6 protein-coding genes are annotated in these 7,302 nt (G+C 75.1%); 4 read left to right on the top strand and 2 right to left on the bottom strand.

From position 1 onward, the window contains the following. Positions 1-266: 266 nt before the first annotated feature. The 3 genes from ACZ4W9_RS13815 to ACZ4W9_RS13805 all read left to right on the top strand — a co-directional run bounded on the left by ACZ4W9_RS13815 (position 267) and on the right by ACZ4W9_RS13805 (position 3,112). Positions 267-488, top strand: coding sequence for an amidohydrolase family protein (locus tag ACZ4W9_RS13815; protein WP_467935413.1), 222 nt, complete (start codon positions 267-269; stop codon positions 486-488). Then, complete coding sequence (locus ACZ4W9_RS13810) at positions 485-1,729, top strand: cytochrome P450 family protein (protein ID WP_467935411.1); 1,245 nt, start codon at positions 485-487, stop codon at positions 1,727-1,729. Before ACZ4W9_RS13815 ends, ACZ4W9_RS13810 begins: the two co-directional genes overlap by 4 nt. A 150-nt stretch (positions 1,730-1,879) precedes the next feature. Further along, the gene (locus ACZ4W9_RS13805; protein WP_467935547.1) at positions 1,880-3,112 is read left to right on the top strand and encodes an MFS transporter; all 1,233 of its coding nucleotides are present in this window, start codon (positions 1,880-1,882) and stop codon (positions 3,110-3,112) included. Here the strand turns inward: ACZ4W9_RS13805 and ACZ4W9_RS13800 are convergent. Further along, on the bottom strand, positions 3,069-5,159 hold the full coding sequence (locus ACZ4W9_RS13800; RefSeq protein WP_467935410.1) for a SpoIIE family protein phosphatase: 2,091 nt from the start codon (positions 5,157-5,159) through the stop codon (positions 3,069-3,071). The two genes, ACZ4W9_RS13805 and ACZ4W9_RS13800, sit on opposite strands and share 44 nt — an antisense overlap. 260 nt (positions 5,160-5,419) lie before the next feature. Here ACZ4W9_RS13800 and ACZ4W9_RS13795 point away from each other — a divergent pair, with 260 nt between their 5' ends. Continuing rightward, positions 5,420-6,259: a class I SAM-dependent methyltransferase gene (locus ACZ4W9_RS13795; RefSeq protein WP_467935409.1), complete on the top strand. Its 840-nt coding sequence runs from the start codon at positions 5,420-5,422 to the stop codon at positions 6,257-6,259. Here ACZ4W9_RS13795 and ACZ4W9_RS13790 read toward each other — a convergent pair. Then, positions 6,247-7,302: a 2-hydroxyacid dehydrogenase gene (locus ACZ4W9_RS13790; RefSeq protein ID WP_467935407.1), complete on the bottom strand. Its 1,056-nt coding sequence runs from the start codon at positions 7,300-7,302 to the stop codon at positions 6,247-6,249. The genes ACZ4W9_RS13795 and ACZ4W9_RS13790 overlap by 13 nt on opposite strands.

Genomic DNA, 7,302 nt, shown 5'->3' with positions numbered 1-7,302 from the left:
CACCGGGGGGGGGGGAGGGCCCCCCCCCCCCCCCCCCCCCCCCCCCCCCCCCCCCCCCCCCCCCCCCCGCCGGCCGGCCGGGCGCCGCCGAGGCGCCCGGTGCCGCCGGTGCGTCCGGTCCCTCCCGCGCCAACGCGTCCCGCCCGGGCGGCGCACCGGGCAGCCCGGGCGCCCCCGGCACGCGCCAGGCACCCCCCGCTCCCCCGTCCCCCGCCTCCGGCACCGCCCTCCCCCCCTCCCCCGACCCGGCCGCCGCCCTGCGCCGCATGTACGTCGACACCAGCCCGTTCAGCGCGGCGCACCTGAGTCTGAACGCGGAGGTGCTGGGCCCGGAGCGGATGCTGTTCGGCACCGACTCGCCGCCGATGGCCGCGCCGTTGGGGGACTTCGTCCGCATGATCGAGAAGCTGCCGCTCGACAAGGCGTCCCAGCAGCTCGTCCTCGGCGGAAACGCCCAAGCCGTCTTCGACCTCAGGAGCCGTCCGTGACCACCACGCAGGAGGCCGTCGCCGCGGCCGAGCGCTGCACCCCCGAGTTCCGCCGCGACCCGCACGCCGTCTACGCCCGGCTGCGCGCACAGGCACCGGTCTGCGCCGTAAGACCGCCGCACGGCAACGAGACGTACCTGATCACCCGCTACGAGGACGCGCGGGCCGCGCTGTCGGACCCGCGGCTGAGCAAGGACATGTACGGGGCGATGGACGCCTACCGGCGGATCTTCGGCGACTCGTCCATCGCGCTGGACGACAACATGCTCAACTCCGACGCGCCCAAGCACACCCGGCTGCGCAGGCTGGTCAACTCGGCTTTCACCCCGCGGCGGGTGCAGGCGCTGCGGCCGCGCATCGAGGAGATCGTCCGCGAACTGCTCGACGCGTGCCCGCCCCGGGAACCCGTCGACCTGCTGCCGGTGTTCGCGTTCCCGCTGCCGATCATCGTGATCTGCGATCTGCTCGGCGTGCCGGCCGAGGACCGGTCGAGGATGCAGCGGCTGTCCACCACGGTGGCGCAGACCGGATTCGGCGAGGACTTCAAGCGGGCCCAGCAGCGGGCGGAGGAGGACCTGCACGCGTACTTCACCGAGCTGATCGCCGCCAAGCGGGAACGCCCGGGTGACGACCTGCTGAGCGCGCTCATCGCGGTGCGGGACGGCGAGGACGGCTCGCTCACCCAGAACGAGCTGGTCTCCACGGCCTTCCTGCTGATGTTCGCCGGGCACAAGACGACGGCGTACCTGATCGGCAACGCCGTGCACCATCTGCTCGCGCACCCCGGGCAGCTGGCCGCCGTACGGGAGAACCCGGAGCTGATCCGCGCGGCGGTCGAGGAACTGGTGCGCTACGACGGCTCGGTGGAGACCGCGACGTTCCGCTACGCGACCGAGGACGTGGAGTACGGCGGGACCCTGATCCCCAAGGGGGCCCTGGTCCAGATCGCGCTCAGCTCGGCCAACCGCGACGCGGAGAAGTTCGACTCCCCCGACGAGCTGAACGTGACCCGGCCGGGCAACGCGCAGGACGCCCATCTGGGTTTCGGGCACGGCAGCCACTACTGCCTGGGCGCCCCGCTGGCCCGGCTGGAGACCCAGTCGGCCCTCACGCTGCTGTTCGACCGGTTCCCCCGGATGGCCCTGGCCGACCCGGCCGCCGGCCCGCGGTGGCTGGAGGTGCCGTTCCCCGCCTTCCGCGGCCTGGCGGAACTGCCGGTCGTCCTGGACCCCGCCGGGTAGGCGCGGCGGGTCCGGGCGGCGGACCGGAGGCGGCCGGCGTATGGCGGCCGGGGCGCGCGCTCCCTACTGTGTGCCGCGTCGCCTCGTCGGGGACCGCCCGTTCGGAAGGGGCCGCCCGTGCCATCCGTACGCCGTATCGCCCACGAGTTCCTGGAGCGTCAGGGACTCACCACGGTCTTCGGCACCGCCGGCCGCTCCGCCTGGACCGTGGTCCTGTGCTGGATCACCGTCCTGCTGGAGGGCTACGACCTCGTCGTCCTCGGCGCCGTCATCCCGACCCTGTTGAAGACCCGGCACCTCGGCATGACGGCGGGCGACGCGACCACGGTCGCCACGCTGTCGCTCGTCGGTGTCGCCGTCGGCGCGCTGCTGGTCGGCCCGCTGGCCGACCGGCTCGGCCGGCGGCTGCTGCTCATCGCCTCGGTGGTGGTGTTCTCGGTGTTCACCCTCCTGGTCCCGCTGGCCGGTTCCGTGGCGGTGTTCGCCGCGTTGCGGCTCGCGGCCGGGGTGGGGCTCGGCGCGTGCATGCCCGTGTCGCTGACGATGACGGCCGAGCGCCTGCCGGCCGGGTGGCGGGCGCGCGCCGGCACGCTGACCATGACCGGGTATCACACCGGTGCCGTGATCACCTCGCTGCTGGCGCTCCGGGTCGCCGGGAACTGGCAGGTGCTCTTCTACGTCCTCGGCGTCGCCGGACTGCTGGTCGCGGTGGTGCAGTGGTTCCGGCTGCCGGAGTCGGCGGCGTTCGTCCGTGCCCGGGAGGCGGCCGGGCCGTCGCGGGTGCCGTTCACCGAGCTGCTGAGGCCGGCGTATCTGCGTGCGGGCGTCGGGATCTGGGCCGCCTCGTTCATGGGGCTGCTGCTGGTCTACGGCCTGAACACCTGGCTGCCGAAGCTGATGAACGACGCCGGGTATCCCGTGCCGACGGCCGTGACGCAGCTGCTCGTGCTCAACGCGGGCGGGGTGGCCGGGCTGGTGCTGGGCGGTTTCGTGGCCGACCGGCGCGGCATCAAGCCGACCGCGCTGGGCTGGTTCGCCGTCTCGGCGGTCATGCTGGCCTGCCTCGGCGTCCGGATGCGCAGCGACCTGCTGCTCGGCACGGTCGTCTTCCTGACCGGGGTGTTCGTCTTCTCGGCGCAGGTGCTCGTCTACGCGTACGTCACGCACTACTACCCGGCCGCCGTCCGGGGCACCGCCCTCGGCTCCGCGTCCGGCATCGGCCGGGTCGGCTCCATCGTCGGCCCGTCGGTCACGGGCGCCCTGGTGACCGCCGGGGTCGGGCACCCCTGGGGCTTCTGGTTCTTCGCCGCCGTGGCCGTGTGCGCCGTCCTGGCCGTGCTCACCCTGCCGGGCCGGCCCCCAGGGGCCGCACATGGGCGATGAGGAGGGCGACGTCGTCGTGGTCGGCGGGGTCCCGCAGCAGGCGCAGCAGCCGGTCGCAGGTCTCCTCCGTGGAGCGGTCCGGCGGTTCCAGCAGGCGCAGCAGCGCCTCCAGGCGCTCGTCGATGGGGTCGTCGCGGGTCTCCACCAGCCCGTCGGTGTACAGCACGAGGCGGTCGCCGGGCCCGAGCCCGACGGTGGTGGTCTCGAAGGGCACCCCGCCGACCCCGAGCGGGGTGCCGGTGGGCAGGTCCAGCAGCCGCGGCCGCTCGCCGGCGCGCACGAGGGCCGGGGGCAGATGGCCGGCGGACGCCACGTGCAGCCGGGCGCGGTGGGGGTCGTAGACGGCGTACAGGCAGGTGGCGATGTAGGGGTCCAGCTCGCGGGTGATCTTGTCGAGGTGGGTGAGGATGCGGGCCGGTTCGAGGTCGAGGTCGGCGAGGGTGGCCATCGCGGTGCGCAGCCGGCCCATGGTGGTGGCGGCCGGGATGCCGCTGCCCATGACGTCGCCCACCGCTAGGGCGGTGCGGTCGCCGTCGAGCGGGATCACGTCGTACCAGTCGCCGCCGACCTCGTCGCGGGCCTGGGCGGGGCGGTAGCGGACGGCGACCTCCAGGCCGGGGCGGCGGGGCGGGGGCTGCGGCAGCAGGCTGCGCTGGAGGGTCTCGGCGGCGCTGCGGATGTGCTGGTGCAGGACGGCGTTGTCGATGCTCAGGGCGGCGGAGGAGGCCAGCTCGCAGGCGAGGGTGAGGTCGTCCTCGTCGAACGGGGCCGGGTTGCGGGCCCGGGCCAGGCCCATGACGCCGAGGATCTTCTCCCGGGCGATGAGCGGGACGGCCATGTCGGTGTGGACGCCGGCCCGGGCGAGCAGGGAGGCGGCCTCGGGGTCGGCGGCGATGCGGGAGTGGTCGCCGCCGCGCACATGGGTGATCAGCAGGGGGCGGCGGGTGCGCAGGCACTGCGACGCGGGGTGGTCGGCGTGGTAGGTGGTGAGCCGTCCGGGGGGCACCATGGCCCGGCCGGCGTCGGTGGGGTAGGCCGTCTTCACCGCCACGGCGCGGAACAGCGCGGGGCCGTCGCCGAGGTCGGTGCGGCCCGTCTGCAGGACCGAGTCGAGGAGGTCCACGGCGACCATGTCGGCGAGGCCGGGCACCAGGACGTCGGCCAGTTCCCGCGCGGTGCGCTCCACCTCCAGGGTGGTGCCGATCCGGGCCGAGCCGTCGGCGATCAGGCGCAGCCGCCGCTGGGCCTGGTCGGCCTTCTGCGCCGCGCGGTACCGGTCGGTGACGTCGACCACCACGTTGGCGATGCCGAGGGCCCGGCCGCGGTGGTCCTCCAGCCGGTAGACGGACACCGCCCAGGCGTGGTCCTCCTCGGGGTCGGCGGACGTACGGCCCACCACCTGCTGCTCCACCAGGGGGTTACCGGTCTCCAGGACGCCCCGCATCAGTGCCTCGGCGCCCTCGAAGGTCGGGTCGGACAGGATCTCGCGGAACCCGCGGCCGACGTGGTCGGCCTCGGAGACGCCGTGCATGGCGGCGAGGGCGGGGTTGACAGCCAGGTAGCGCAGCTCGGTGTCCAGGACGGCCAGCCCGATCGGCGCCTGGCTGACCAGCCGGTTGGACAGGGCCAGCTTGCGTTCCATCTGGCGCAGGGCGACGCGGTCGACGGCGAGCCCCAGGGCGTAGTGGTCGCCGAGGCTGTCCGTCAGCCGGACGTTGCGGAACTCGATCATCCGGACGGTGCCGTCCTTGTGCCGGACGGGGAAGGCGCCGGCCCAGCGCCGGCCGGTCTCCATGACCTGGGCGAAAAGGGTGAGCGCCGCGTCCTGGTGTTCGGGCTGGAGGAGCAGCGATGCCGCGTACCGCCCGACCGCCTCGCCGCGGGTGTAGCCGAAGAGTTCCTCGGCCTGGGGGCTCCACATGTCGATCTTGCCGTCGGCCTCCAGCAGCACCGCGGCGACGCCCAGCAGGTCCAGCAGTCCGCTGGGGTCGGCCGCGGCGCCCGCCAGATGGTCGGCCGGCTCCGGACGCCGTGTGTCTCGTCTCATCGCACCGCGCTCCTTCCCTCGGCCGGCGCCACCCCCGCAGATCAGCAGCCCTCTCCACGATGCGGCACGGGGCCGCGGACGGCCACGGCGGAGGGCCGGGGCGGGTGCCGCGGCCGGGTGCGGCACCCGCTCCCCCGCCGCCCCGGCCCGCGCCGCCGACGCTCCGGCCGGGTCGCCCCGTCCGGGCCGGTACAAGGCTCATCAAGCCGATCGTCACTGGTGGGGGTGGCGGGCATGCCCCGGGGACGACCCTGCACCGCATGCCCGACGACCCCGCCCGCGCGCGACGTGACGACCGGCCCGCGGAGTCCCGGCGGGCGCGGCTGGGCCGGACGTTCGACGAGGACGCGGAGCTGTACGACCGGGCCAGGCCCGGGTATCCGTCCCGGCTCTACGACGACCTCGCGGAACTGGCGGGCGTCCGCCGCGGCAGCCGGGTGCTGGAGGTGGGCTGCGGGACCGGGCAGGCGAGGGTGCCGCCGGCCGCGCGGGGCTGCCGGATCACGGCGCTGGTCGCGGGGCCGCGCAGGGCCGCCGTCGCCCGCCGCAAGCCGGACGCGTTCGCGGCGGTGGAGGTGGTGACGGCGGAGTCCGAGCGCCGGCCGCTGCCGGCGGAGCCGTCCGACGCGGTGGTCTCGGCGACGGCGTTCCACTGGATCGACCCGGCGGTGCGGATGGCCGGGGCCGCCGACGCGCTGCGCCCGGGCGGGGCACTCGCCGTGGTGCGCACCCAGCATGTGCGGGGCGGCACCGAGGAGTTCTTCGCCGAGGTCCAGCGCTGGTACGAACGCTTCGACCCGGACACCCGGCCCGGGCCGCTGCCTGTCGAGGCCGCCGCGATCGACGGCTCGGACCACGCGGCGGAGGTGGAGCGCAGCGGCCGGTTCGGGCCCACCGTCTTCCGCCGCCACGAGCGGGACATCACCTACACCACGGCGGAGTACCTGGACGTACTGCGCACCTACTCCGGTCACCGGGCGCTGCCGGAGACCGCCCGGAGGGGGCTGCTCGGCTGTGTCGCGGCTCTGGCCGACGGGCGGTACGGCGGCCGGGTGACCAAGCGGTACCTCACCGAACTTGCCGTGTCCTACCGGCGGTGACGGCGGGCCAGGGCCTCCGGGTTGGCGCAGTGGGCCGGTGGTTCGCCGCGCAGGAAGCGGGCGGCCTCGGCGGCGACGATCCGGGCCGCCTTGTGGGCGACCTCGCGGCTGGCGCCGGCGATGTGCGGGGTGAGGACGATCCCCGGGGTGGACAGCAGACGGGAGCCGGCCGGTACCGGCTCGGTGGGGAACACGTCGAACCCGGCGGCGGCGAGGTGTCCCGACTCGAGCGCGTCGCACACCGCGTCGTAGTCGGCCAGGGCGCCCCGGGCGCAGTTGACGAGGACCGCGCCGCGGGGCATGGCGCCGATGCGGTCCCGGTCGATCATGCCGCGGGTCTCGTCGGTCACGCGGGCGTGCAGGGAGACGATCCGGGAGCGGCTCAGCAGTTCGTCCAGGGGCACCAGCCGGGCGATGTCCCCCACCGCCTCCGGGCGCACGTAGGGGTCGTGGACGAGGACCGTGGCACCCATGGCGTGCAGGACCCGGGCGACGCGCGAGCCGATGGCGCCGAAGCCGACCAGGCCCACGACCGAGCCGTCGATCTCCACGCCGCAGCGCATGTAGTCGTAGTGGTCGCCGCGCCACACGCCCCGTTTGAGGTCGGTGTGCGCGTCGGCGATGCCCCGGGCGGCGGCCAGGATCAGCGCGAGGGCGTGCTCGGCGGTGGCGACGGCGTTGCGGCCGGGGGCGTAGCAGACGGCGACGCCGTGCCGGGTGGCGGCCTCCAGGTTGGCGTTGACCGGCCCGCCCCGGCTGACGCAGAACAGCTCCAGGTCGGGGCAGGCGGCCAGTACGCGGCCGGTGAGCGGGCCCATCTGGGTGACGCAGATCCGGGCGCCGCGCAGCGCCTCGATCATCTCCTCCTCGCTGCCGGAGGCCTCGTCGACCTCGGCGACCTTGCCGAACGGTGTGTGCGGCCACGGCAGCCGGTGCCGGCGGACGTCCAGTGCGGTGCCGGGCGGCGCGGCGGCGCGCAGTTCCTGTTCCAGCAGGCGGGGCAGGACGAAGTGGTCGCCCGCGGCGAGGACGGTGGTGGGCAC

The sequence above is a fragment of the Streptomyces sp. NPDC029296 genome, assembly GCF_055569255.1.
Note: the sequence above shows the minus strand (reverse complement) of the source record. Positions and strands in the feature narration are given on the sequence as shown.

What these genes read in the sequence shown, in the direction of transcription:
- ACZ4W9_RS13800 (WP_467935410.1), bottom strand. Translation starts at nt 5,159, where the DNA reads ATGAGACGAGACACACGGCGTCCGGAGCCGGCCGACCATCTGGCGGGC.
- ACZ4W9_RS13795 (WP_467935409.1), top strand. Translation starts at nt 5,420, where the DNA reads ATGCCCGACGACCCCGCCCGCGCGCGACGTGACGACCGGCCCGCGGAG.
- ACZ4W9_RS13815 (WP_467935413.1), top strand. Translation starts at nt 267, where the DNA reads ATGTACGTCGACACCAGCCCGTTCAGCGCGGCGCACCTGAGTCTGAAC.